This is a genomic window from Streptomyces sp. NPDC049915 (assembly GCF_040656475.1).
GTDB lineage: Bacteria > Actinomycetota > Actinomycetes > Streptomycetales > Streptomycetaceae > Streptomyces.
On the sequence record NZ_JBFAMH010000012.1, the window covers coordinates 43147 to 67306 of the forward strand.

Here is a 24160-nt window from a genome sequence, read left to right on the forward strand (position 1 = left end):
TCAGGGCGCGAGCAGGGCGAGCAGCCCGCGCACAGCGGCGTCGAACGCGGCGGGGGAGCCGGAGGCGCGGGCCAGGACGTAACCGCCCTGAACGGTCGCCACGATCGCGGAGGCGATCTCCTCGCTGTCGAGGCCGGACGCAAACTGTCCCTGCTCCTTGCCCTCCTCGACGAGCCCGGCGAGCCGGGTCCGCAGCCACGCGATCGTCTCGTCGACGGGGGCGCGCAGCTCCGGGCTGGCGACGACGTCCGGGTCCATGGTCAGCCGGCCCACCGGGCAGCCGCGCAGCACATCGCGCTCCCGTGTCAGATACGCGGCGATGCGCTCGTACGGGGTGCCCGGGCCGTCCAGCACCCGCCCGGCGGCGGCCCGCATCTCCGCTGCCGTGCGCCGGATGGCGGCCAGCGCGAGATCGGGCTTGCCCTTGAAGTGGTGGTACATGCTGCCCTGGCCGGCGCCCGCGCGCTCCAGGATCGCCTTCGGGCTGGTGCCCACGTAGCCGCGCTCCCACAGCAGCTCGCGGGTGGACTCGATCAGTCGCTCCGACGTGCTCATGCGCTCACTGTACATACCAGTAGGTACAGAATCCAGGCGAGTATCGGACGGAGTATCCGGTGCAACCAACACGGCTTCCGATATGTCTCCTTCGGCAAAGGGAGGCCGCTGTCTCCCTCGGCAAGGGAGCCCGCCATGACCGCACTCACCGCGTCCCTCCCGCCGCGCCGCCGGACCGTCGCCCTGTCCGCCGCCGCACTCACCCTCGGTGTCCTGGCCACCGCCACGGCCGCCACCGCCTCGCCCGCCGAGCACGCCGCACATGCCACCCGCACCAAGGAGATCGCGTCCTCCGTACTCGGCTCGGACTACAAGGTCACGCTCACCGCCCTGCGCTCGGACACCGACCCGTACGCCGCGTCGGTGCGTCTGCAGGTCTTCGTCCACAAGGGCGGTGCCTGGAAGGAGTCCGACCGCGTCCAGGTGGGCAGGGCGAACGGCTGGTTCTGGTACCCGCTGACCGGCAGCCACGCCGTGGGAACCTTCTCCACCGCGAGCACCGAACCGGCCCCGGTCCAGGTCCGCCTGCTGATCACCCCGTCCATCGGCTACTCCGGGACGTACTCCTACGTCATCCGCCACGGGGACGTCACCGCCCGCTGACCACCCCCGCGTACTCCCGGAGAGGTACGCGCAACTGCCGCCGGCCGTACGACGACCGGGGAGGGGTGCCGGGGCCACGCTCGGAAGCACACCGCAAGGACACGTACTTCCGAGGAGATGACCGACCATGCAGACCCTGGCGCACTTCGGCGACGGCGGGCCCGGCCCGTGGATCCTGCTCTTCCCGGTGATCTGGGCGCTGGTCATCGGCGGCGGCATCGCGCTGCTGCGCCGCACCGCCTGGCGCGGCGGCCGGCGCGGCCCCTGGCGGCCGCCCGCCGCCGACGACCACTCGCCCCTGACCCTGCTCGGCCGCCGCTTCGCCGCCGGCGAGATCGACGAGGACGAGTACTGGCGCCGGCTGTCCGTCCTGGACGAGCAGTTCGGCCGCAAGGGCGGTGCGGCATGACGACCACCACCGCCGTGCGGACGGCCGCCCGGGTCGTCGACGCCGTCAAGGTGTACGGCAGCGGCGACACCGCCGTCAGGGCCCTGGACGGGGTGAGCGTGGCCTTCCCGGCCGGACGCTTCACCGCGATCATGGGGCCCTCCGGCTCCGGCAAGTCCACCCTGATGCACTGCGCGGCCGGGCTCGACACCCTCACCTCCGGCTCCGCCCACATCGGCGACACCGACCTCGCGGGCCTCGACGACCGCCGGCTGACCCGGCTGCGCCGCGACCGGGTCGGTTTCGTCTTCCAGGCGTTCAACCTGGTGCCGACCCTGACCGTCGCCGAGAACATCACCCTGCCGCTGGACCTCGCAGGCACCCGCGGCGAGACGGAGTGGATCGACGCGCTCATCGACGTCGTCGGGCTGCGCGACCGGCTCCACCACCGCCCGGCCGAGCTGTCCGGCGGCCAGCAGCAACGCGTCGCCGTGGCACGGGCGTTCGCGGGCCGGCCCGAGGTCGTCTTCGCCGACGAGCCGACCGGCAACCTCGACTCCCGCTCCGGCGGCGAGGTGCTCGGCCTGCTCGGCCGGGCCGTGCGCACCATGGACCGCACCGTCGTGATGGTCACCCACGACCCGGTGGCCGCCGCCCACGCCGACGAGGTGGTCTTCCTCGCCGACGGCCGTCTGGTCGACCGGATGCAGGACCCGACCGCCGACCGTGTGCTGGACCGCATGAAAGCCTTCGAGGTCCCCTCATGAACGCCGCCGCACGCCTGAGCGTGTCCTCCCTGCGCGCCCACAAGCGCCGCTTCGCCGGTACCTTCCTCGCCGTCTTCCTCGGCGTGGCGTTCCTCGCCGGGACCCTGGTCATGGGCGACACACTGCGCGCCAGCTTCGACTCCATGTTCGGCAGCGCCACCGCCGGCACCGACGCCGTGGTCCGCAGCGCCGACGCCATCACCACGCCCGGCGAGAGCCAGGGCGTACGGCAACCCGTCCGCACCGACCTGGTGAAGCGGATCGAGGGCGTGCCCGGGGTCGCCGCGGCCGCGCCGAACATCCAGGGCGCCGGCCAGCTCGTCGGCAGCGACGGCAAGCCCGTCGGCGGCCAGGGCCCGCCCACCCTGGCGGGCAACTGGATCAGCGACCCGCAGCTCAACCCCTACCGGCTCGCCGAGGGCCGTGTCCCGCACCACTCCGGCGAGGTCGTCGTCAACCGGGGCGCCGCCGAGAAGGGTGGCCTGCACCTCGGCGACACCACCGTGCTGCGCACCCCCGACCCTGTGCGGGTGCGGATCGTGGGCCTCGCGACGTTCGGCGGCGCGGACGGCATGGCGCAGGTGACGTTCACCGGGATGACGCAGTCCGATGCGGAGAAGTACCTCACCGCACGACCCGGCCGGGCCGCGAGCATCCAGGTGCGCGCCGAGCCGGGGCTGAGCGAGCGTCAGCTCGTCGAGCGGCTGACGCCCGTGCTGCCGCGTGGCGTCGAAGCCATCACCGGGCAGGAGTCGGCCCAGGAGAACACGGACATGATCTCCAGTCAGTTCCTGACCGTCTTCACCACCTTCCTCCTGGTCTTCTCCGGTGTCGCCCTGCTGGTCGCGACCTTCTCCATCCACAACACCTTCGCGATCGTCGTCGCTCAGCGCACCCGCGAGAACGCCCTGCTGCGCGCGCTCGGCGCCTCACGCCGTCAGGTCACCGCCACCACCCTCGCCGAGGCGAGCGCCGTCGCCGCGACCGCCTCGCTCGCCGGACTCGCGGGCGGCGTCGGCATCGCCGCCGGGCTGCAGGCGCTGTTCCCGGCCATCGGGTTCCCCTTCCCGGACGGCGGCCTGGTGATCCGTACGCTGTCGATGGCGCTGCCGCTGGTGGTCGGTGTCCTGGTGTGCCTCGGCTCCGCGCTGCTGCCCGCCGTGCGCGCCGGGCGCACCGCGCCGCTGGCCGCCCTGCGGGAGACGGCCGTCGACACCTCCGGCGCCTCCCGGCCGCGTGCCCTCGCCGGCGCCGGACTGATCGTCCTGGCTGCCGCCGCGACGCTCACCGGAGTGCTGCTCGCGCCGTCGGTGTGGCTCGCGGGCGCGGGCGCCGTCCTGGCCCTGGCCGCGTTCGTCGTCCTCGGACCGGTCGCCGCCGGCATCGCCGTACGCCTCCTCGGCAGCCCGCTCGACCGGCTGCGCGGGGTGACCGGCGCCCTGGCCCGGCGCAATGCGCTGCGCAGCCCGAAGCGGACCGCGGCCACCGCGGGGGCGATGATGATCGGCGTGGCGGTGGTGTCCCTGTTCACCGTCTTCGGCGCCTCGCTGAAAGCCACCATGGACCAGACGGTCTCCCGCTCCTTCGCCGGTGACGTCGCCGTCAGCACCCCGTCCTTCGGGGCGGGCGGCAGCGGGCTCAGCCCGAAGCTGGCGCCCGCGATCGCCCGGCTGCCCGAGGTGGACACGGCCGTCGGGCTCGGCAGGGGAGTTGCCCAGGTCGACGGCGAGGGACGGGCGCTGACCGTGACCGATCCGGCCGCCCTCGCCCGCACCTTCGACCTCGGCACCGTGCGCGGCGACCTGCGCGACCTGGGCGGCGACGGCATCGCCGTCACCCGCGCGGAGGCCGACCGGCAGGGGCTGAAGCCCGGTGACACCGCCGAACTCACCTTCACCGACGGCCGGAAACAGCCCTTCACCGTCCGCGCGGTCTACGGGCAGTCCGAACTCGCCGGCGACTACGTCATCACCCGCGCCGCCTGGGCCCCGCATCGCACCCAGGACTCGGACACCCTGGTCGCCGTCTCCTTCAGGGACGGCGTGAGCGCGGGCGCGGGCAAGGCCGCGGTGCAGAAGGTCGCCGCACAGTACGGCGACCCCGAGGTGCAGACCCGCGACGAGTACGCCCAGTCCTCGGCGGGCGGGATCGACATGATGCTCACCCTGGTCTACGCGCTGCTCGCGCTCGCGGTGCTGATCGCCCTGCTGGGCATCGCCAACACGCTGACGCTGGCGATCCACGAGCGCACCCGCGAACTGGGGCTGCTGCGGGCCGTCGGTCAGACCCGCGGCCAGCTGCGGGCCATGGTGCGCTGGGAGTCGGTGCTGGTCGCCGCCTTCGGCACGGTCGGCGGGCTCGGCCTCGGCGCCTTCCTCGGCTGGGTGCTGGTCCAGGCCTCCGACGGCGCGTCGGACAGCGCGTTCGCCTTCGCCCTGCCGCCCGCCCAGCTCGCCGTGGTCGCGCTGGTCGGCCTCGCGGCCGGAGCCCTGGCGGGACTCAGGCCGGCCCGCCGAGCCGCCCGGCTGGACGTCCTGCGGGCGATCGCCACCGAGTGAGGCGGGGACGCGAGCGATCGGGGCGGCGCCGTCGCCGGGTGACAGGGGAGCGCCCTCGGGGGAGGTGATGGCGTCGTCGGGTGACGCGGCGGCGCTGTCGAGCGATACGGCGGCGCCACGCGGAACACGGGTCCGCGCGGCGCCGCGTCCCTCACCGCCCGGTCAGCCGACAACGGCCGACCGGGCGGGAGCGTGCGCGTGCGCCGGCGCGGGCTCGTCGACCACCGGCGCCACGGATGCCACGGGCGCAACAGGCGCCACCGGCCCCACGGATTCGACGGCGACCTCGACGAACCGGGTCGCAGTCGCGGCCGTCGGCTGCGGGGTGCGCTCCGGTCGGCTGCGGGCCGAGGCGGGCGCGGGCAGCGTGAACCAGACGACCTTGCCGTCCTCGCCCTCGGGGCGCGCCCCCCAGCTCTCGCTGACGGCGGCGACCATGGAGAGGCCCCGCCCGCAAGTGGCGTCCGTGTCCGCCGAATGGGTGGCGTCCACGACCGGGAGGCGCGGGTCGCGGTCGCGGACGGAGACGACGAGCCGGTCCAGCATCAGCTCCATCTCCACGGTGCATGTCTTGTCGGGCTCGGCGTGCTGGTGGACGTTGGTGAGCAACTCCGTCACACCGAGCGTCGCCCGGTCGATGAGGGGATCCAGATGCCAGTAACGCAACTGCGCAGATACGATTCTGCGGACTTGGCCGATCCGCGACGGCAGGGCTTGGAGCTCCACCGTGCAGTGCCTGCTCGGGTAACTGATCACGGCTGCGACTCCCCGACGTGAGGTCCGGAAGAACACGGAGTACGGATCTTCAGCAGGACGCCTGCGTGACACTGTCGCCTGCTGTCGTGGCCGGCGGGCTGGTTCGCAGCGTTATCGCCGGTAAACCCTAAGTGACGTGTGAACAGCGTGACGCAAGGGGTGTGGTCCCGCAACTCACGGCGACCGGTCGACTGCGCCACGTGCTCGCCCACCGTGCCCGGCGGCTTCGGTCGACGTGTGTACATGCGTCGTGCCACAGGTGACCGGGCGCACCGGGGGGCCGGCGAGCCGGCTGCTCCGACGGATGAGCAACTCCGGCCGGGCGCCGCTGATCCGCACCCGCGCGGCCCGGGTGAGCGACCGCGGTCTCCTGCCGATCCGCACGTCCGTGGCCGTGAACTCCGGCTCCGCCATGCCGACCTGCCCCCCTCGCGCGTGTGGTGATCCGGGCGCGCCCCGCCGGGCACACGTGGCCCCCGTCCCGTACGACCCGGGACTGTGGGCCTCGTCACGTCCGGCAGTCTGCCCGCGCGCCGCGCCGAGCACCAGGGTGCGACAGCGCGTCCCGGCGCACTGACCGAATGCGCCCCCCACGTCACAGCGCGCTCGCCCGGCCTGTGCCCCGTGGGCCTCGCACACGCGTGCCCCAGCGCTGCTTTGAGCCGCCCAAAGAGGTGTTTATGCAGGTGAGAAGTGGTGCGCGGGGTGCCTATCATCGGGGTGTCGGCCGCGCGACGCGCCGTCGGCGCGAAGTGTGAGGAGCACCGTCGTGAGCACCATCGAGCACACCCCGGCCGGCGCGACCCTGGACGTCGACCGCAGCGACACCGCCTACCGCGACTGGCTGAAAGAAGCCGTCCGCAAGGTCCAGGCCGACCACAACCGCTCGGCCGACACCCACCTGCTGCGCTTCCCGCTGCCCGAGCACTGGGGCATCGACCTCTACCTCAAGGACGAGTCGACTCACCCCACCGGCAGCCTCAAGCACCGCCTCGCCCGCTCGCTCTTCCTCTACGGCCTGTGCAACGGCTGGATCCGCCCGGACCGCCCGGTGATCGAGGCGTCCAGCGGGTCCACCGCCGTGTCCGAGGCGTATTTCGCCAAGCTGATCGGCGTGCCGTTCGTCGCGGTGATGCCGCGTACGACGAGCGCCGAGAAGATCCGCCTGATCGAATTCCACGGCGGCCGGTGCCACTTCGTGGACGACCCGCGCACCATGTACGAGGAGTCCGCCCGTCTCGCGGCGGAGACCGGCGGCCACTACATGGACCAGTTCACCTACGCCGAACGGGCCACGGACTGGCGCGGCAACAACAACATCGCCGAGTCCATCTTCCGCCAGCTGGAGTTGGAGCGGTTCCCGGAGCCGGCGTGGATCGTCGCCACCGCCGGCACGGGCGGCACGTCCGCGACCATCGCGCGTTACGTCCACTACATGCAGTTCGACACCCGGATCTGCGTCGCCGACCCGGAGAACTCCTGCTTCTTCGAGGGCTGGACCACCGGCGATCCGGACGTCACCTGCGACTGCGGGTCACGGATCGAGGGCATCGGCCGGCCGCGCATGGAGCCGAGCTTCGTGCCGGGCGCGGTCGACCGCATGATGAAGGTCCCCGACGCGGCCTCCGTCGCCGCCGTACGCGCCCTGGAGCGGGCCATCGGCCGCAAGGCGGGCGGCTCGACGGGCACCGGCCTGTGGAGCGCCCTGAAGATCGTCGCCGAGATGGTCGCCCAGGGCCGCCACGGCAGCGTCGTCACCCTGCTGTGCGACCCCGGCGACCGCTACCTCGACAAGTACTACTCCGACACCTGGCTCGCGGAACAGGGCCTGGACATCGTCCCGTACACCACCGCGATCGACTCCCTGCTGGCGACGGGCGTGTGGCCGGACTGAGCGGCTGTTCCCGACGGGGTCAAAGATCGCCGAGTTCCGCGATCAGGCCCTCGTCCCGCATGCCCGGCAGGGCATAGCCCTCCTCCTCGTCCCACGGCACGTCGACGTCGTCGAGGTGCACGCCCCAGGCGGCGTCCGGCACCGCCCGACGCAGCTCGGTCAGCGAGCCCAGCACATGGTCGATCACCGGTAGCAGCCGACCGGGATCGCTCGGCATCTTGGTCGACCCGGCGAGTATCTCGTCGGGCTCGCTGCCCCCGTCGGCGTACAGATACAAACTCTCCTCGTCGTCATACGGGAACGACGCCAGGTGGGCCTGCACCGTGCGCTCGATCCCGGCTCTCTCGGCCTCGGTCAAAGACACCTCACGGCAGGCGCGATAGTAAAGGGACACGCTCATGCGGCGAGCCTAGAGGGTGGGTATGACATGGCTCTGCGCTTCCGGCGACGTGAGCCCGTCAGCCCATCAGCCCGGCGGTCCAGCGCCTCGACCGCGTCCCGGAACTCCCGTGCCAGACCAGGGCGGGCCGCTGGGGGCGGGAGCGGACCCACGCAGCCGCACCTTCGTCGCCCGCCGTCGTCGAAGGGCTGGGCCGGCGCCCGGTAGGCCGTGCGGCCGTGACCTCCCGCGCGAAGACACGCCGTGCCGCGGCGGTGTCTGGGAAGCCGGAGCCCACCGGGTGCAGCGGGTGAGCCGCATGGGGGCGTGCGTGTCCCTTCGCAGCGGCCCGCGTTCGGCCAACGACAGCCGGCGGACCGTCAGTTGTCAGCGGCCTGCTCGGGCTCGCCGTCCTGGTCCGGGGCCCGATCGCGGTCGGGCTCGCCCGCGACGACCAGCCCCACATGCTCCGCGATCTCCGCGCGCGCCTCGCGCGGCAGCCCGGCGTCGGTCACCCAGGTGTCGACCTGCTCCAGCTTCGCGAACGAACTCAGGCCCACCGTGCCCCACTTGGTGTGGTCGGCGACCACGACGACCCGCCGCGCCGACTGCACCAGGCGCCGATTGGTCTCCGCCTCCGCGAGGTTCGGCGTCGACAGCCCGGCCTCCACCGATATCCCGTGCACCCCGAGGAACAGCACGTCGAAATGGAGCGCGGCGATCGCCTGGTCGGCGACCGGCCCCACGAGCGAGTCGGACGGGGTGCGCACGCCACCGGTGAGCACCACCGTGGCCGCCCCCTGGCGCGGGCCGGAGGTGCGCTGCGCCGCGTGGAAGACGTCCGCCACCCGCACCGAGTTGGTCACCACGGTCAGATCCGGCACGTCCAGCAGCCGGTGCGCCAGCGCATACGTCGTCGTACCGCCCGACAGGGCGATCGCGCTGCCCGGCGCGACCAGTTCGGCCGCCGCCCGCGCGATGTCCTCCTTCGCCGTCAGCTCCAGACCCGACTTGGCCTCGAACCCCGGCTCGTGCGTGCTCGCCTCGACCACCGGCACCGCGCCGCCGTGCACCTTCTCCAGCACACCCTGCCGGGCCAGCGCGTCCAGGTCGCGGCGGACCGTCATGTCCGACACGCCGAGCTTGCGGGTCAGCTCGTTGACCCGGACCCCGCCCCGGCGGCGGACCTCGTCCACGATCAGGGCGCGCCGCTGCTCCGCGAGGAGGTTCTGATTCTCACTCACGTGACGCTCCGGTCCTTTCGCCTCACACCGCCGTCTGCTCCGACCCGCCCGGCGCACCCGCCGCGGCGAGGAACCGGCCCCCGCCCGGGTGTGCGGACGTCCCATCCTCGCACGTCGCCCTGTACGGCGCGCCACCCCACCCGGCCCGTCGCGCACGCGCGACCTGGGGCCACGGCCCGGTCCGCCACAACACGGATCGGGGAGATTCCGTGACGGAGGGTGTACGGTCCGCCGCGAACGGAGATCCTGGTGCCGGCACGACACAGCCGACGACGGCACAGCGGGGGAAGTGCGGACAGTGGAACGCGCGCAGACGACAGCCCTGGAACTCCTCGTTCACGGAGTCGGGGGCGCCACACCCGAGAAGATGCTGGGCGATCCGCGCACGGTACGGATCACCGGCGACGACACGGCCGCCGTCTTCCGGCGCGCCGACGACGTGGACGCCGAGCAACGCCCGGCCGACCAGCGCGGCAAACCGGTGCCCGAGGCGTACGTGTGGTGCAACCTCACCTCCGGCAACGGCACCCGCGCCCTGTGGCTGCTGCTCCTGCCGTTCATGGTGGTCAACCTCGCCCACTGGATGCGCCCCACCGCCCACGACCGCCGCCGCACCGTGCGCCTGTACGGCCTGCTCGTGCGACTCGCCGGACTGACCCTGACCGTCCTGCTGGTGGCGGCCGCCTGCGAGGTGGCCCTGGACCTCGCCGCCTGGCAGTGCGCGGGCACGCACGCGTGCGCACGACGGCACTCGTGGCTCGGCTTCCTGTCGCCCACCGAGTCCGCCGGCGGCTGGTGGAGCCGCCCGGGACGACGGCTCGCGCTCGCCGCGCTCGTCCCCGCCGCGCTGACCGGACTGCTGTGGTACCTCTCCCTGCGCACCTGGAACGCCTACGAGTCCACCGAACCGATGGACCGCCCCGTCGAGCCCGACGAGGCGGTCGGCCGCACCGCCCTGAGCCGGCCCGGCTTCTGGTACGGCCGCCGCCTCGTCGCCCGGCTGCGCGCCGCGCACACCGCCGCCGGACTGCTCACCGTCGCCGCCGCCCTGACCGCGGCGGCGGCACGCTTCGACCGGCGGCCGGGCGGACCCGCCGTACTGGACCTGCTCGGACGGCTGCTGGAGGGCGCTGTCGTGGCCGGAGCGGTCACCGTCGTATGGGTGGTGTGCCGCCGCGGCCGCAGTGAACGCCGCCCGGACCGCGCCCTCGACGCCCACCTCGTACGGTGGCTGCCACTGGCCGCACTGCTGCTCCTGCTCGCCGCCGCGGTGTACGCCGGCTGGGAACGGCCGGGCTGGGAGTCCGCCGGGCGGCTGCCGGGCAACGCCACGTTCGGCGGCATCACCCTCGTCCAGAGTCTGCTCGTCGTCGTCCTCGGCGTGGTCGCCCATCTGCTGCACCGCACCCGGCCCGACCGGCGCGCCGCGATGCGCGGCCTCGGCGGACCCGCCGTGGCGATGCTCGCCTGCGCCCTGGGCGGCGTGATGTCCGGCGGCGTCTCCCAGCGGGTCGCCGACTGGCTGGACGGCACCGGCGCCTCGATCCCCGGCCCGCCCGTGCTGCTCACCTGGCAGGCCTCCGTCATCCCGCCCATGGTCCTGGTGGTGCTCGCGCTGTGCGGCTGGCTCGCCCACCGCGCCTGGCAGCTGCGCCGCGCGGAGATGCCCGCCCTCCAGCGCGACTACCCCGGCGCGGCCGACGACACGGCCCTCACCCGCCGTATCGCCACCGTCCGCGCGCTGGCCTCGCTCACCGACCGCGGGCCGCGGATCGTCGCGACCACCTCCGTCACCACGCTGCTGCTCGGCGCCGCGGCCCTCGTGGGCGCGCTGGGCAGCGGGAGGACCCCGGTGGGTGCCGCGCGGGACGCGCACCCGTTCGTGCAGGGCGCCGCAGAGACCGTGCAGGCGCTCGGCTCCTGGCTGATAGGGCTCGGCTTCCTGCTGTTCGTCACCTGGGGCCGGCGCGCCTACAAGGACCCCTCCGCCCGACGCACCATCGGCATCCTGTGGGACGTCGGCACCTTCTGGCCGCGCGCAGCGCACCCCTTCGCGCCGCCCTGCTACGCCGAGCGCGCGGTGCCCGACCTCACCTGGCGGATGGCCACCTGGACCCGTGCCACCGGCGGCCGGCTGGTGATCTCCGGGCACTCCCAGGGCAGCGTGCTCGCCGCGGCCGCGGCCTGGCAGCTGCCGCCGTCCGCCCGCCGCCGCGTGGCGCTGCTGACCTACGGCTCCCCGATCGAGCGCCTCTACGGCCGCTGGTTCCCGGCCCACTTCGGGCCGGCCGCGCTCAGCTCGCTGCACCAGGACGTCGACCGCTGGCGCAACCTGTACCGGCTCACCGACCCCATCGGCGGCCCGGTGCGGCTCACCGACGACTGCGGGCCCGAGGTCGACCGGGCGCCCCTGAAGGACCCCCTGTCCTACGGCCGGACCGCCCTGCATCCGCTGCCCGCACCGATCCTCGGCCACTCCGACTACCAGGCCGACCCGGCCTTCGCCGAGGAACGGCGGCGGCTGCTGGCCCGGTTGCGGCCGTCGGAGCCCACCGCGGCGGACAGCGCGGGGGGCCCCGGGACGTCCGGCGCGCCCGGGGTGCCCTCCCAGCGTCCGCAGGACGGCGAACGGACCGCGGAGAGCACCTGAGCGGCGGCGGAGTCAGGGCAGATCCGGCAGGTCCTCCGGGAACAACAGCGTCAGGTCGTCGGTGTCGGGCTCGGCCAGGTGCGCCACCCGGCCGGCGTGCCGCTCCACCATCGCCTCGAACGTCTGCCGCGCCGTGCGCCCGTTGCCGAACGCCGCGCCCTTGGGGATGGCCGTGAAGTACTTCAGCAGCGCCTCGGCCGTGCCCGGCGCCAGTCGGTACTCGTGCTCCTCCGCCTGCTGCTCCACGATCCGCAGCAACTCGTCGGAGCCGTAGTCGCTGAAGGTGATCGTCCGTGAGAAACGGGAGGCGACCCCGGGGTTGACCGACAGGAAGCGCTCCATCTCCGCGGTGTAGCCGGCGACGATCACGACCACCGCGTCACGGTGGTCCTCCATCAGCTTCACCAGCGTGTCGATGGCCTCCTTGCCGAAGTCCCGCCCACCGTCCTCGGGGGAGAGCGCGTACGCCTCGTCGATGAACAGCACCCCGCCGCGCGCCCGTTCGAACGCCTCCTGGGTACGGATCGCGGTGGAGCCGATGTGCTCACCCACCAGGTCGACGCGGGACACCTCGACCAGATGGCCCTTGTCCAGCACGCCGAGGGAGGCGAGGATCTCGCCGTACAGGCGGGCGACCGTCGTCTTGCCCGTGCCGGGGGAGCCGGTGAAGACCAGATGCCGTTTGACGGAGGCCGCCTTCAGCCCGGCCTCCCGGCGGCGCCGGCCCACCTCGATCATGTCGGTGAGCGCACGGACCTCCCGCTTGACGCTCTCCAGGCCCACCAGCGCGTCGAGTTCACCGAGCACGTCCTTGCTGGTGCGCACCGGCTGCGCGGGGTGCTCGGCGGCGGGCGTCTCGGGGGCGGCGGCGCGCTGGTCCGGGACCGCGCCGAGCAGCCCGGTCGAGCCGCTCACCGACTGCACGGCCGCCTCCCGCACCACCGGCGGCCGCAGGCTCGCGCTCTCGTCGCTGGTGCAGTCCTCGACCAGCGGCCCCGTCCCCGAAGCGGCGTCCGGGCCGCCGTCGGCGAACTCGTAGCCCCCGCGCGCGCAGCGCTCCGTCCGGCACTTCTTCAGCGTCGTACGGCAGCCGTCGATCACATGGAAGCCGTAGCCGTCGCTGCCCGACACACGGCAGCCGAGGAAGCTGCCGCGGCCGCCCGCCGAAACGTAGAAACCGGCCTCGGCGGGGGAGTCGACCGTGCACCGCTCGATGGTCGGGTCCGCGCCCTTGGTGACGATCACACCGGTCTGGGTGCCCGCCACCGTGCAGGAGTTGAGCGTGCCACCGCTGCCGTGGTCGCGGAACCATGCCCCGGTCGCCGCGTCCCGGATCCGGCAGTCGTCGAGCTGCGCGGTGGCGCCGTCGCTGACCGACACGGCGGTGTTGCGCACTTGGAACAGGTCGCTGTCGACGACGTCGACGCGCGAACCCCGGTCGAGGACGAACAGCGCGTCGGGGACGTCGTGCACCCGGCAGGAGTCCAGCACGGCGGTCGCGCCGTCGCTGACCCACACGGCCGGGTAGTCGCCGGTGCTGTCGAAGATCTCGCACTGGTTGGCGTCCACTCGGGTGCCCGGGTCCCACACCGACAGGCCGTTGCGGCCGAACTGCCGCACCGATGTGCGGGTGAGCGTGAGCACCGAACGCGAGCGCAGATCGACCGCGTTCTCCGGGATGTCGTGCAGCCGGCAGTCGGCCAGGGTGACCACCGCGTCGGTGTCCAGCGTGACCCCGTCGGCGGTGGTGCGGTGCACGTCGCAGTCGGTGAGATGGGCGGTGGCCCGGCCGGTGATCTGCACCCCGGTGCCGCGCACCTCGTACACCTCGCACCCCACGGCCTCCAGGGCGGAGCCGTCGCCGGTGGCGGACAGCCCGGCGCCGGAGGCGTGGTGCACACGGCAGCGTTCCAGACGCGGATGGGCGCCACCGCGCACCGCGACGCCCGCCTGCCCGGCGGCGACCACCTCGCAGTCCTCGAACACCCCGCCGCCACCGTCGACGACGGCGATTCCGACACCGGCCGGGTTGTCCACGGTCAGCCGCCGCACCGTGGGCCGCGCGCCGCTGCGGACCTCCAGTCCGGCCGCCGAACGCGTCACGATCCGGATGTCCTTGAGCTCCGGCGTGCCCTCCTCCACCAGCAGGGCGGGCGCCGCCGCGTCCTGGCCCTCCACGTGCAGGTCCTGCACCACGGCCGAGGCCCGCACCGTCAACGGCACTCCGTCCACGGGCGCGATGCGCACACTGCCCGGGGAGCCCTCCGGACCGCGCAACGTCACCGCCCGCTGTACGACGAGGTTCTCCCGGTAGGTGCCGGGGGCGACGGTGAGGACGTCCCCGTCGGTCGCGGCCTCCAGGGCGGCGGCGAGCGACGCGTACTCACCCGTGCGGCGCCGCCACCGCGATGTGCCGGTGTGCGTCACCTGGACCGTGCCCTGTGCCATGGCGTTGCTGTGCCCCCACCTCGTCGTACCTGTGGCTCGTTCGCCGTCGGGGCGCGCCCCTGCGGCTCCCTCACACGCGGGATGTTGCCGAAGAGCTCGGCCGGTCCACCGTAGCGTGCGCGGGGCCGGTGAGTTGACCGCAGGCGGAACGCGGTCAGCTGCCGGCGCCCGTCCGGCCCCAGTCCGGGCCGGCCCGCAGCCAGGCCCGGTCCCAGTGGGCGTAGCGGCGTCGGACCATGCGCCAGACGATCAGCCGTCTGACCGCCTCGATGAGGCAGCCCACCGCCAGGGCCGTGCCGATGCCGGCGAGCACGGCGTGCGTGGTCGCGGTGGCGGAGTCGAGGGGACGGGCCGCGAGGTCGCCGTGCCGGTCCGTCCATATCGTGAAATGATCGCCGTGTTCCGGGGACTTCAGCGTCGTCATGATCGGGCCGTGGTGGTCGCTGCCGTCCGGGCCCCGCCACTCGGCGAGGACCCGGCTGCGGGTGTCGCGCCCGGCGGCCAGGTCCGGGTTCGCCTCCAGCGGGGAGCGCTCCACCTCGTGGTCCACGGTGGCCGCCACCTCGTAGCGCGTGTGCCGCTGGTCGCGGACCGACTGCTGCAGGGCGCCGTCGGCGGCCCTGCCGGCGAGGGTGCCGGCCACCGGCGCGGCGACAAGGATCAGCAGCAGGGCCGTCAGGGCCACCCAGCTCTCCGCCAGATCCGTCCCGCGGCGCAACGGATTGCGCCGCCAGCGCCACAGCCCGCGGATCGCTCGCACCATCGTCCCGCACCCCCTTCCCGCTCCGTGACAACTCCGTCCGGAGCCGTTCACCGGAGAACCCGGTGGAAGAGAGAGGGAAATCACCTCCCACCGGCGGTTCTCAGGAACCTCTCAGCCTCCCAACGAGCGGTCCCCGGCGAAGGGTTCCCCGCGGCGCGCCGGATCCAGGCGACGCGCACGGGGGACAGGGGGCGGGAAGGAGAGGCGGGAAGATCCGGGTCAGGAGGGCGAGTCGTCGAGCACACGGACCGGGTCGCCCACACGGATCGTGCCGGGGGAGAGGGGCACCAGGTTCTGGCCAAAGACCAGCTGCTTGCCGAAGCGGCGGTGCCGGCCGAGGGTGCGCAGGGGCTCCTTGCCGCGTACGGCGGTGTCCTGGTCGGTGGTGGTGACGACGCACCGTCCGCTCGGCTTGGCCACCCGCAGGACGACCTCGCCGATCGCGATGCGGGACCAGCCGTCCTCGGCCCATGGCTCGGTGCCCGCCACGACCACGTTGGGCCGGAAGCGGTTCATGGGCAGCGGGCCCTCGTGGGCGTGCGCGCCCTGCGCCAGCAGGGAGTTGAGGGCGTCCAGCGAGGCGGTGGTGGTGAGCAGCAGCGGGAAGCCGTCGGCGAACGAGACGGTCTCACCGGGCACCGCGTACTCGGGGTCGACCGGGCGGCGCACGGCCGGGTCGTCCATGTACATCAGCCGCACGTCGGCGCCGACGTAGGAAGTGCACCAGGTGTGGGCGGCGGCGCCGGCGGGCACGGCCTCCACCTCGGTGCCGAAGATGTCCACGGTCACCGTGTCGACGGCGGCCGGGACGGCGACCGTCAGCGGGTCGAGACCGGGCGCGGACAGCCGAAGGCCGCCGCCCGGCACGGGCTCGGCGGCGGCCAGGGCGAGGCGCGGGTGCTCGCGCTGGGTGACGACCTTTCCCCCGTCGTCGATCAGCACCCAGCGCCGGTCTCCGGCCAGCCCCCAGGGCTCCACGACGGCTTCCCGCAGCGCCAGGCCACGGAACGCCTTGACCGGATGGACGTGTATCGACTGCAGTTCCGCGTTCCCCATGGGGACATCCTGCCAGCAGGCGCCAACATCCCCCGGCGGGATCAGTAACCGCGGTACTGCTGGTTGTTGTACGGATCCTGGTAGGGCGCCGGGGCGGGCCGGGGAGCCGCGGGGCGCATCGCCTCGTAGCCCATGTTCTGCGGCACCGCCGGGCGCGGCTGCTGCGGCTGCGGACCGGGATAGCCGCGCGGCGCGGTGGCCTGCTGCGGGATGTAGGCCGTGGGCGCCTGCTGCATCGGGACGGGCTGCTGCATGTGCGGGTAGCCGTAGGAGGGCTGGGACGGCGCCGCCGGGAGGGCGGGCAGGGCGGACGGCAGCGCGGGCAGCTGGCTGCCGGGCATGTCGTACGCGGCGGGGACCCGGATCGGAGCGATCTGCGGAGTGCCCCGCTCGGCCACGAGCGAGTCGTAGATCGGGGTGTCCGGGAAAGAGGCGGAGTAGTAGCCGCCACCATAAGTGGAGCGGGGGGAGGTCATGGCACATAAGTTAAGCCCACGATGTGCTGGTTGGGGAGACCGATAAGAGGGTTGTTTTGCGTGCCCTGAGTGACCATGGATCCCCAATCCGAGCGAACACGGGGAAAAGGGGCATCAGCGATGGCGATTTTCCTGTAAAGCGCGAGTTCCCAAGGGGTTACCGGCGGTTGGCGGCTGTGCCGGACGGCCCGGGGTGCGACCCTGAGGTGCCGTGGCAGCGGCCGGAATACGACGATTGGATGACGCACCGTGGTCGCCGGTGAGCGGCGCGGAGCGGTGACAGGTGATGGGGGCGGACATGCCAATGGCCAAGGGATCGAACACGCCGGTGCCGACGACGGCGCTGCGCGTGGAACTGGGCTGGCGTCCCGGCCCCGGCGTGCCCGACGCGGACGCCTCCGCACTGCTCCTGGCCGGCGCGAAGGTGCGCTCCGACGGCGACTTCGTCTTCTACAACCAGCCCGCCCATGCCTCCGGCGCCGTCCGTCACGAGGGCAAGCGGCAGGCAGGCGACCGGGTGACCGATACGCTCCTGGTCGACCTCGCACGCGTGGAGGGCGCGATCGAGCGGGTCGTCCTCGCGGCGTCCGCCGACGGCGGCACCTTCGGTCAGGTTTCCGGCCTGTACATCGAGGTACGCGACGCCGCGCGGGGCGAGCTGGTCGCGCGCTTCGACAGCACGGGCGCGAGCGTCGAGACGGCCTTCGTGCTCGGCGAGTTCTACCGCCGCCAGGGCGCCTGGAAGTTCCGCGCCGTCGGGCAGGGCTACAGCAGCGGACTCGAAGGCCTCGCCACGGACTTCGGCATCACGGTGGACGAACCCCAGCGCACCCCGGCCCCGCAGGCCGCCCGGCCCGCGCCCCCGCCGCCGAGCCCCTGGGGTGCCCCGGCCATGCCCGCGCCCCCGGCACCCCCGGTGACCATGCCGCCGCCGGACACCGCACCCGCGCCCACCTACGGCACGCCTCCGCCACCGTCCACCTATGGCACCCCGCCGGCTCCGCCCGCCTACGGCACGCCGCCGCCCCCTGGGCCTCCCGCGGGCGCCGCGCCCGCGCAGCCCGTCCGGCTGAGCAAGGTGACGCTGACCAAGGCGGCGCCCGCCGTCTCGCTCGCGAAGCAGGGCGGTACCTCGGGGGCTCTGCGCGTCAACCTCAACTGGCAGATGCGCAAACAGTTCTCGGGGTGGGGCAGCAAGCGCGGCCGGGCCGTCGCCCTGCACAACGACCTCGACCTCGACCTGTGCGCCCTGTACGAACTCGCCGACGGCAGCAAGGGCGTCGTCCAGGCCCTCGGCAACGCCTTCGGCGACCTCCGCCGGCCGCCGTACATCCACCTCGACGGCGACGACCGCACCGGGGCCGTGGAGAGCGGTGAGAACCTCACCGTCAATCTCGACCACATCCGGGACTTCCGGCGCATCCTCGTCTTCGTCACCATCTACGAGGGCGCCCGCTCCTTCGCCGACCTGCACGCCACGGTCACGCTCCAGCCGCAGTACGGCGCACCGATCGAGTTCTTCCTCGACGAGTGCACCGTCCCCTCGCCCGTGTGCGCGCTCGCCCTGATCACCAACACCGGCGGCGACCTGGTCGTCCAGCGTGAGGCCCGCTACCTGGTGCCCGACCGGGGGGTGAGTCCGCAGCGGACCGTCGACCGCATCTACGGCTGGGGCATGAACTGGACTCCGGGGCGCAAGTAGGACGCCGGCAGGGTGTCAGCTCTCGTCGGGCACGGTGTCCGGGCGCGCGTAGGTGCGGCCCTTCCAGGCCGCACCGCGCCCGCGGTAGTGCTGCACCGCCGAATCGACCGTCATCAGCAGGTACAGGAACGCGGTGAACGGCAGCAGCGGAGCGAGCCACAGCGGCTGCCGGTAGTACCGCAGCATCGGCACGTACGTCCCCGTCATCACCAGCCATCCGCCGGCGCCGAGCAGCGTGAGCGCACCGTCGCCCGACGCCAGGCCCGCGATCAGCGCCACGGGCGGCACCAGGTAGACCAGGGCGAGCCCGGCGACCGTGCCGAGCAGCAGCAGCGGGTTGTGCCGCAGTTGCGCGTAGGCGCTGCGCGACACCATCCGCCACAGATCGTGCAGGCGCGGATAGGGGCGCACGCTGTCCACGGACTCCGCCAGACCGAGCCAGATGTGCCCGCCGGTCTTCTTCACCGCGCGCGCGAGGGCCACGTCGTCGATGACGGCGTGCCGGATGGCGTCCGGGATCCGGGCCCGCACGGCCGTCTCGGTGCGCAGCAGCACACAGCCGCCCGCCGCTGCCGCCGTACGCCCGCCCCGGCGGCCGATCCAACGGAACGGATACAGCTGGGCGAAGAAGTAGACGAAGGCGGGCACCACCAGCCGCTCCCACAGGCTCTCCACGCGCAGTCGCGCCATCTGTGACACGACGTCGAAGCCCCCGCTCAGCGCGGCGGAGACCAGACCGCGCAGGCTGTCCGGGCCGTGCGCGATGTCCGCGTCCGTCAGCAGCAGGTACTCGGGCTCACGCGCGCGTGCCAGCGCGATCCCGTGCCGCACCGCCCACAGCTTGCCCGTCCAGCCGGCGGGCGGCTCACCCGGTGAGCGGACGGTCAGCGGCAGCCCGCCGCAGCGCTCGGCCAGCTCCCGTGCCAGCTCTCCAGTGCCGTCCGAGCTGCCGTCGTCCACCAAGAAGACCTCCGCGCGCCCCGGATAGTCCTGCGTCAGCAGCGACGGCAGACTGCGCGGCAGCACCTCCGCCTCGTCACGCGCCGGTACGACGACGCAGACCGACGGCCACGCGCGTGGCTCCCGGCGCGGCGGCAGACGTACGTCCGTGCGCCAGAACATGCCCTGCGCCAGCAGCAGCCACAGCCAGGCGGCGAGAGATACGGCGGCGATCCACACGAAGGCGCTCACCTGCGCAGTGTGCCCCACCACGACGGCCCGACGGAGGCCATCGTCTATCGTGGCCGGGTGAAGATCGCGCTCATGGACTCCGGAATCGGGCTGCTGGCGGCCACCGCCGCGGTGCGGCGCCTGCGCCCCGACGCCGATCTCGTGCTCTCCCTCGACCCGGACGGCATGCCCTGGGGGCCGCGCACCCCGCAGGATCTCACCGCGCGCGCCGTCGCCGTCGCCGAGGCCGCGGCGGCCCACCGGCCCGACGCCCTCATCGTCGGCTGCAACACGGCGACCGTGCACGCCCTGCCCACGCTGCGGGCCCTCCTGGAGCCCGGGATCCCGGTCATCGGCACGGTACCGGCGATCAAGCCGGCCGCGGCCGGCGGCGGCCACGTCGCGATCTGGGCGACGCCCGCCACCACCGGCAGCGACTACCAGCGCGGACTCATCCGCGACTTCGCCGACGGCGTCCCGGTGGCGGAGGTGCCCTGCTGGGGTCTGGCCGAGGCCGTCGAGCACGCGGACGAGACGGCCATCGACGCCGCCGTCGCCGCGGCGGCGGCCCTCACTCCGGAAGACGTCACGACCGTCGTCCTGGGCTGCACCCACTACGAACTCGTCGCGGACCGCATCCGCACGGCCGTCCAGCGGCCCGGCCGTCCGAAGCCGGCGCTGCGCGGCTCCGCCGAGGCGGTGGCCGCGCAGGCGCTGCGCCGGATGGGGCAGCTCCCGGCGCCCGAGGCGCCGGCCGTCGGCACGCTCACCGTGCTGCTCAGCGGCCGCGAGGGCACCCTGCCGCAGGCCGCGCTGGCCTACGCGGAGGGCAGGCTGCTGCCGGAGGTCAGCCCGGCGTCGTAGGCAAAGCGTCCGACACCGGAAAGCGGACAGCCGACAGGGGGACAGGGACAGCGCACTCCGCCGGAGCAGTCACTGTGTGCGACCCGGTACCCGCAGAGCGAAACGTGAGTACCCTCAAGGCATGAGGGACGACCGCCTCCGCGACGCCGACGCCGACGCCCCGCCGCCCGTGGTCTGGCACGGACGAGCCACGAATCGCATCCAGTGGCTCCTGGCGCTGGTGGGTCTCGCCTGTGTGGCCCTCGGCATCGAGCTCGCCGTCGACTCGGCCTGGACCTCCGGGATCGCCGCGCTCGTCATGGCCGTCGTGGGCTGCATCGCGGCCGGGCTCCTCGTCGTCTTCGGCACCCTCGCCTTCGTGCACGTCGACCTCAAGCTCGACCGGGAATGCCTCGAAGTGCGCTGCGGCCACATCGGTCTGCCGCGCCGGCGCATCCCGCTGGACCTCATCGCCGGCGCCGAGGTCGCCCCGCACGTCACCCCCCGTCACTGGGGCGGCTGGGGCTACCGCTGGCTACCGGAGAAGGGCACGGCCGTGGTCGTGCGCCGGGGCGAGGGCGTGGTGCTGCGGCTGTGGGACGGGCACACGTTCACCATCACCGTGGACAACGCGGAGGCCGCGGTCCGCATGATCCGCGACCGGCTGCGGCCGACGTCCCCGGGGACGCTGTCGTGACGCTCCGCTGAGGCGGGCCGATCGGGCGCCGGGCTCTTGTCGAACCGCGCTCCACGCGCGCGTGGGTCCGGCTGTCGCTGCACGGGGCTCCACGCGCGTGCCCTTGCTGTCGTCGCCGGGTGTCCGTGATGCTCACCGGACCAGCCGGTCGCCCCGCGCGGGTACGGCGGGAGGGGTCCGCGCCGTGCCCTCCGCCAGGGGACGTGCCGTCGCCACTCCGGCGACCAGGCCCGCACCGACGGACACCGCCGTGAAGCTGAGCGCGTTGCTCACCGAGGCGATCACGGCGAGTGCGGTCAGTGTCGCGCCCGCGGTCAGGACGACGGCGGTGGACCTGCGCGAGCGCCACAACGCGAACAGCACCCAGCCGAACACCGCCGCCAGCAGCGCCATCCCGACCACGCCCTGCTCGGCCGCCTGCTGCAGCGACGCCGAGTGCGGCTTTCCGTCCGGCGGCAGCGCCTGAGCCGCCGCCTGGCTGACGTCCCCGAACCGGCCGGGGCCGACCCCCAGCAGCGCGTCGTCCCCCGCCAGCCCGAGGGCGTCCCGCCACAGCAGCACCCGGTGCCGGGTGAGCGGGCCCTCCAGGGCGGCGGCCGGTCCCGTCGGCAGCGCTCCCGCGGCGATTGCCCACACGGTGCCGGTCACCCCGGCGGCGGCCACGGCCAGACCGGCGACGCCCAGCCCCCGGTGCCGCATCCGGCCGGCGGCCAGCGAGGAGAGCAGCACGGCCGCACAGCCGAGCACGCCCGGGGTGGAACCGACCGCCGCCGCGGTCACCGCCGTCCCGGCCGCCAGCAGCCACAGCGCCAGCCGAACGGCCGGCGCACCGGCCGCCCAGGCGGCGCAGCACGCGGCGCCCGCGGACAGTGTCAGCACCGCGGACGTCGCGCCCGTGTGCCCGAGCGGCGCGCTGATCTGCGGGCTCGCCGCCAGGCCCGGCGTGGTCGCCACCAGGGCGAGACCGGCCACCGCCGCGGCACCGGGCGCGGCGACCGGCAGCAGGGCACCGCAGATCCGCCCGGCGGCACACCCCGCCGCCACGGCCAGCACCGCGAGCAGGACGCCCTCGGGACGCCCCTCGTGTGCGCCCGCCGTGATCAGCGACCACGCGGAGCAGGCACCGAGGAGAACCATCCCCGCCGCGTCAGAAACGTTTCGTCTGTCCTCGTCCGGTGCCGGACCGCCCCCGGATGAAGCTTTCGACGTGGACCCCACCCCGTCCCCCTGTACCGGTCGTCCCCGACCCGCGCCCGGCGGCGTCGCCGGGACCCGGGCACACCGTAACGGCTGGTGGCCGGTTTGTGGATGAGTTGTGCGCAGATACGTGGATACGCAGAGGAGCAGACGGGGAGAGGGGCACATGAGGAGGGAGGGAAGCGGGAGATGCGGAGAGGAGGCAGATGCGGAGAGGGCAGATACTCGGGAACGATGCCTCCCGGATGCCGGTACGAGCCCGGGGCCGGCCCCCGTCGGCCGCCCACCGGCCGGCCGGAGCTGTCAACGCCGAGGTCACCCGCCGTACACTCCCCGAGTGACCGTCACCGCAACATCCGTGGGCCAGGCGGACGAGCTGGAGCCCAGCAGCGCGTCCCCCGCTCGCGGTGCCCGCCTGAAACGCCTCGTTCCGGCCGTCGCGGCGGTGCTCTGCGGAGTACTGCTGTACGTCAGCTTCCCGCCCCGCACCCTGTGGTGGCTGGCCCTGCCGGCCTTCGCGGGCCTCGGCTGGGTGCTGCGCGGCCGCACCTGGAAGGCGGGGCTCGGCCTCGGCTATCTCTTCGGCCTCGGCTTCCTGCTCCCGCTGCTGGTGTGGACCGGCGTCGAGGTCGGCGCGCTGCCATGGGTGGCCCTGTGCGCGGTGGAGGCCCTGCTCGTCGCCCTGGTCGGCGCGGGCATCGCCGTCGTGTCGCGGTTGCCGGCCTGGCCCGTGTGGGCCGCGGCGGTGTGGATCGCGGGCGAGGCGGCACGCGCCCGTGCGCCGTTCGGTGGTTTCCCCTGGGGCAAGATCGCCTTCGGGCAGGCGGACGGCGTGTTCCTGCCGCTGGCGGCGGTGGGCGGCACTCCGGTCCTCGGCTTCGCGGTCGTCCTGTGCGGTTTCGGCCTGTACGAGGCCGTACGGCTCGTCCTGGACGGGCGACGCACGCGCGTGCTGCGGCGCGGCGCCGCGTCGGCGGCCCTGCTGAGCATGGCCGTCCCCGTCGCCGGGGCGCTGGCCGCGCGCACCCTGGTCAGCGACCGGGCCGAGGACGGCACGGCGACCGTGGCCGTCATCCAGGGCAACGTCCCGCGCCTCGGCCTGGACTTCAACTCCCAGCGGCGGGCCGTGCTCGACTACCACGCGCGCGAGACCGAGCGGCTCGCGGCCGAGATCAAGGCGGGCAAGCAGCCCAGGCCCGACTTCGTGCTGTGGCCGGAGAACTCCTCCGACCTCGACCCGTTCGCCCACGCCGACGCGGCCTACGTCATCGACCAGGCCGCCAAGGACATCGGCGTGCCCATCTCCGTCGGCGGCGTCGTCGAGCGGGACGGCAAGCTGTACAACGAGCAGATCCTGTGGGACCCCGCCAAGGGGCCGACGCAGACGTACGACAAGCGCCGCACCCAGCCGTTCGGCGAGTTCCTGCCCCTGCGATGGCTGGTCGGCGCCATCAACAGCGACTGGACCGAGATGGCCCGGCAGGACTTCACCCCCGGCACCAGGCCGGGCGTCTTCACCCTGCACGGCACCAAGGTCGGACTCGCCACCTGCTACGAGGCCGCCTTCGACTGGGCGGTGCGCGACACCGTCACGCACGGCGCGCAGATGATCTCCGTGCCGAGCAACAACGCCACCTTCGACCGCAGCGAGATGACCTACCAGCAGCTCGCCATGTCCCGGGTGCGGGCCGTCGAGCACAGCCGCACCGTCACCGTCCCGGTGACCAGCGGCGTCAGCGCGATCATCATGCCGGACGGCAGGATCACCCAGAGGACCGGCATGTTCGTCGCCGACTCGCTGGTGCAGAAGGTCCCGCTGCGCTCCTCCACGACGCCCGCGACCGACCTCGGGGTGCTGCCCGAGATCGCCCTGGTGCTCGTCGCGGCCGGTGGGCTCGGCTGGGGGATCGGCGCCGGTGCGCGTGGGACGCGCGCCGGTGAGGTGTCGCCGTACGCCCGCCGTACGTCCCCCGATTCCGGCCGGTGACGGGTGAGTCGACCCGTTAGGGTCGGC

20 protein-coding genes are annotated in these 24160 nt (G+C 73.7%); 10 read left to right on the forward strand and 10 right to left on the reverse strand.

Annotated features, from left to right (window positions below; translation table 11 throughout):
• Window positions 1-555: a TetR/AcrR family transcriptional regulator gene (locus tag AB0J12_RS21735; protein WP_363265975.1), complete on the reverse strand. Its 555-nt coding sequence runs from the start codon at window positions 553-555 to the stop codon at window positions 1-3.
• Window positions 556-690: 135 nt separating this feature from the next.
• On the opposite strand from AB0J12_RS21735, the gene AB0J12_RS21740 reads away from it, so the two are divergent.
• From AB0J12_RS21740 to AB0J12_RS21755, 4 genes are all read left to right on the forward strand, one after another.
• Window positions 691-1158: a hypothetical protein gene (locus tag AB0J12_RS21740; RefSeq protein WP_363265976.1), complete on the forward strand. Its 468-nt coding sequence runs from the start codon at window positions 691-693 to the stop codon at window positions 1156-1158.
• A 127-nt stretch (window positions 1159-1285) separates the two neighbouring features.
• Window positions 1286-1567 (forward strand): SHOCT domain-containing protein, encoded by a 282-nt coding sequence (locus AB0J12_RS21745; RefSeq protein ID WP_363265977.1) that lies wholly within the window; start codon window positions 1286-1288, stop codon window positions 1565-1567.
• Window positions 1564-2313 carry an ABC transporter ATP-binding protein gene (locus AB0J12_RS21750; RefSeq protein WP_363265978.1) on the forward strand — a complete coding sequence of 250 codons (750 nt, stop codon included), beginning with the start codon at window positions 1564-1566 and terminating at the stop codon, window positions 2311-2313. The genes AB0J12_RS21745 and AB0J12_RS21750 overlap by 4 nt, the downstream gene beginning before the upstream one ends.
• Window positions 2310-4871 carry an FtsX-like permease family protein gene (locus tag AB0J12_RS21755; RefSeq protein WP_363265979.1) on the forward strand — a complete coding sequence of 854 codons (2562 nt, stop codon included), beginning with the start codon at window positions 2310-2312 and terminating at the stop codon, window positions 4869-4871. The genes AB0J12_RS21750 and AB0J12_RS21755 overlap by 4 nt, the downstream gene beginning before the upstream one ends.
• Window positions 4872-5033: 162 nt before the next feature.
• Here the strand turns inward: AB0J12_RS21755 and AB0J12_RS21760 are convergent, their stop codons facing one another.
• Window positions 5034-5627 carry an ATP-binding protein gene (locus AB0J12_RS21760; RefSeq protein ID WP_363265980.1) on the reverse strand — a complete coding sequence of 198 codons (594 nt, stop codon included), beginning with the start codon at window positions 5625-5627 and terminating at the stop codon, window positions 5034-5036.
• Window positions 5628-6396: 769 nt separating this feature from the next.
• On the opposite strand from AB0J12_RS21760, the gene AB0J12_RS21765 reads away from it, so the two are divergent.
• A complete protein-coding gene (locus AB0J12_RS21765) occupies window positions 6397-7521 on the forward strand; it encodes a PLP-dependent cysteine synthase family protein (protein ID WP_363265981.1) in 1125 nt (374 codons plus the stop codon).
• 19 nt (window positions 7522-7540) lie between these two features.
• On the opposite strand, the gene AB0J12_RS21770 is transcribed toward AB0J12_RS21765, so the two are convergent.
• Window positions 7541-7921 carry a hypothetical protein gene (locus tag AB0J12_RS21770; protein ID WP_363265982.1) on the reverse strand — a complete coding sequence of 127 codons (381 nt, stop codon included), beginning with the start codon at window positions 7919-7921 and terminating at the stop codon, window positions 7541-7543.
• Window positions 7922-8280: 359 nt separating this feature from the next.
• Entirely contained in the window at window positions 8281-9144 is an 864-nt protein-coding gene (locus tag AB0J12_RS21775) for a DeoR/GlpR family DNA-binding transcription regulator (protein ID WP_363265983.1), read from the reverse strand.
• 367 nt (window positions 9145-9511) lie between these two features.
• Here AB0J12_RS21775 and AB0J12_RS21780 point away from each other — a divergent pair, with 367 nt between their 5' ends.
• Window positions 9512-11794, forward strand: coding sequence for a hypothetical protein (locus AB0J12_RS21780; RefSeq protein WP_363266143.1), 2283 nt, complete (start codon window positions 9512-9514; stop codon window positions 11792-11794).
• Window positions 11795-11806: 12 nt separating this feature from the next.
• Here the strand turns inward: AB0J12_RS21780 and AB0J12_RS21785 are convergent, their stop codons facing one another.
• From AB0J12_RS21785 to AB0J12_RS21800, 4 genes are all read right to left on the reverse strand, one after another.
• Window positions 11807-14242 (reverse strand): right-handed parallel beta-helix repeat-containing protein, encoded by a 2436-nt coding sequence (locus tag AB0J12_RS21785; protein ID WP_363265984.1) that lies wholly within the window; start codon window positions 14240-14242, stop codon window positions 11807-11809.
• Between the two features lie 154 nt (window positions 14243-14396).
• Complete coding sequence (locus AB0J12_RS21790; protein WP_363266144.1) at window positions 14397-15002, reverse strand: hypothetical protein; 606 nt, start codon at window positions 15000-15002, stop codon at window positions 14397-14399.
• Window positions 15003-15224: 222 nt separating this feature from the next.
• Window positions 15225-16061 (reverse strand): MOSC N-terminal beta barrel domain-containing protein, encoded by an 837-nt coding sequence (locus AB0J12_RS21795; RefSeq protein ID WP_363265985.1) that lies wholly within the window; start codon window positions 16059-16061, stop codon window positions 15225-15227.
• Between the two features lie 41 nt (window positions 16062-16102).
• Window positions 16103-16537, reverse strand: a complete 435-nt coding sequence (locus tag AB0J12_RS21800) for a DUF6643 family protein (RefSeq protein ID WP_363265986.1) — start codon at window positions 16535-16537, stop codon at window positions 16103-16105.
• Between the two features lie 304 nt (window positions 16538-16841).
• On the opposite strand from AB0J12_RS21800, the gene AB0J12_RS21805 reads away from it, so the two are divergent.
• Window positions 16842-18239: a TerD family protein gene (locus tag AB0J12_RS21805; protein WP_363265987.1), complete on the forward strand. Its 1398-nt coding sequence runs from the start codon at window positions 16842-16844 to the stop codon at window positions 18237-18239.
• A 15-nt stretch (window positions 18240-18254) separates the two neighbouring features.
• Here the strand turns inward: AB0J12_RS21805 and AB0J12_RS21810 are convergent, their stop codons facing one another.
• On the reverse strand, window positions 18255-19430 hold the full coding sequence (locus tag AB0J12_RS21810) for a glycosyltransferase (protein WP_363265988.1): 1176 nt from the start codon (window positions 19428-19430) through the stop codon (window positions 18255-18257).
• Between the two features lie 57 nt (window positions 19431-19487).
• Between AB0J12_RS21810 and AB0J12_RS21815 the strand changes: the two genes are divergently transcribed.
• Complete coding sequence (locus tag AB0J12_RS21815) at window positions 19488-20273, forward strand: aspartate/glutamate racemase family protein (protein WP_363265989.1); 786 nt, start codon at window positions 19488-19490, stop codon at window positions 20271-20273.
• 121 nt (window positions 20274-20394) lie between these two features.
• Complete coding sequence (locus AB0J12_RS21820) at window positions 20395-20949, forward strand: hypothetical protein (protein WP_363265990.1); 555 nt, start codon at window positions 20395-20397, stop codon at window positions 20947-20949.
• A gap of 132 nt (window positions 20950-21081) precedes the next feature.
• On the opposite strand, the gene AB0J12_RS21825 is transcribed toward AB0J12_RS21820, so the two are convergent.
• Window positions 21082-22086 carry a hypothetical protein gene (locus AB0J12_RS21825; protein ID WP_363265991.1) on the reverse strand — a complete coding sequence of 335 codons (1005 nt, stop codon included), beginning with the start codon at window positions 22084-22086 and terminating at the stop codon, window positions 21082-21084.
• Window positions 22087-22483: 397 nt separating this feature from the next.
• Here AB0J12_RS21825 and lnt point away from each other — a divergent pair, with 397 nt between their 5' ends.
• Entirely contained in the window at window positions 22484-24133 is a 1650-nt protein-coding gene (lnt, locus tag AB0J12_RS21830; protein ID WP_363265992.1) for an apolipoprotein N-acyltransferase, read from the forward strand.
• The last annotated feature ends 27 nt before the right edge of the window (window positions 24134-24160 follow it).

Coding starts and splice junctions, on each gene's coding strand:
- AB0J12_RS21735 (WP_363265975.1), bottom strand. CDS start 555: ATGAGCACGTCGGAGCGACTGATCGAGTCCACCCGCGAGCTGCTGTGG.
- AB0J12_RS21740 (WP_363265976.1), top strand. CDS start 691: ATGACCGCACTCACCGCGTCCCTCCCGCCGCGCCGCCGGACCGTCGCC.
- AB0J12_RS21745 (WP_363265977.1), top strand. CDS start 1,286: ATGCAGACCCTGGCGCACTTCGGCGACGGCGGGCCCGGCCCGTGGATC.
- AB0J12_RS21750 (WP_363265978.1), top strand. CDS start 1,564: ATGACGACCACCACCGCCGTGCGGACGGCCGCCCGGGTCGTCGACGCC.
- AB0J12_RS21755 (WP_363265979.1), top strand. CDS start 2,310: ATGAACGCCGCCGCACGCCTGAGCGTGTCCTCCCTGCGCGCCCACAAG.
- AB0J12_RS21770 (WP_363265982.1), bottom strand. CDS start 7,921: ATGAGCGTGTCCCTTTACTATCGCGCCTGCCGTGAGGTGTCTTTGACC.
- AB0J12_RS21780 (WP_363266143.1), top strand. CDS start 9,512: ATGCTGGGCGATCCGCGCACGGTACGGATCACCGGCGACGACACGGCC.
- AB0J12_RS21785 (WP_363265984.1), bottom strand. CDS start 14,242: ATGGCACAGGGCACGGTCCAGGTGACGCACACCGGCACATCGCGGTGG.
- AB0J12_RS21795 (WP_363265985.1), bottom strand. CDS start 16,061: ATGGGGAACGCGGAACTGCAGTCGATACACGTCCATCCGGTCAAGGCG.
- AB0J12_RS21800 (WP_363265986.1), bottom strand. CDS start 16,537: ATGACCTCCCCCCGCTCCACTTATGGTGGCGGCTACTACTCCGCCTCT.
- AB0J12_RS21805 (WP_363265987.1), top strand. CDS start 16,842: ATGGCCAAGGGATCGAACACGCCGGTGCCGACGACGGCGCTGCGCGTG.
- AB0J12_RS21820 (WP_363265990.1), top strand. CDS start 20,395: ATGAGGGACGACCGCCTCCGCGACGCCGACGCCGACGCCCCGCCGCCC.
- AB0J12_RS21825 (WP_363265991.1), bottom strand. CDS start 22,086: ATGGTTCTCCTCGGTGCCTGCTCCGCGTGGTCGCTGATCACGGCGGGC.